2 protein-coding genes are annotated in these 546 nt (G+C 37.2%); both read right to left on the reverse strand.

Annotated features, from left to right (window positions below):
- On the reverse strand, positions 1-195 hold a 195-nt coding region (locus tag MiSe_RS49705), incomplete at its 3' end, for a hypothetical protein (RefSeq protein ID WP_226595010.1).
- A 118-nt stretch (positions 196-313) separates the two neighbouring features.
- Positions 314-546: EF-hand domain-containing protein (locus tag MiSe_RS49710; protein WP_226595012.1), on the reverse strand; the 233-nt coding region annotated here is incomplete at its 5' end.

Here is a 546-nt window from a genome sequence, read left to right on the forward strand (position 1 = left end):
CTCTTTCTGGAACGCGCGTTCTAAGTCACAGCAAACTGGTCGCTGTTTGATGCCAAATTTTTGTGCAGCACGTTTTGCTAGTTTATTTGTACGATCTGAGCAAAGATTTGTTGGATACAACTTATCAACAATGTAGATGGAGGGCAAAGGCTGTGGAAAAACTGTTGCGCTTCCAGCAATGAAAACATTATTCATGATTGTGTGATCCCAATTTTATATGAAGATACAGTGAATCAATTTTGGTTTTTATGGTTGGCTCCCAAATTGACTCAACAAAAAACTTTACTGCAACTTCATATAGATACAGTGTAAGTTACTTGTAGTTGCCAAAGAAATAGTTCCCAGGCGCTTCTGGGTTGTCGCTCAAGTAGAAATCAGCAACTAGATTCATTACATCATTTTTCCTGATTTTACCATCTCCGTCAAAATCAAGCTTGGCAAAAATTTCTGCGGCTAAACTTTCGTTTCCAAATCCATAAATTTTGTACATGGTTTTATATTCTTCAAGAGCCAGTACACCATCTTTATCTGTATCTAACGCATAAA

This window comes from Microseira wollei NIES-4236 (assembly GCF_020521235.1).
GTDB lineage: Bacteria > Cyanobacteriota > Cyanobacteriia > Cyanobacteriales > Aerosakkonemataceae > Microseira > Microseira wollei.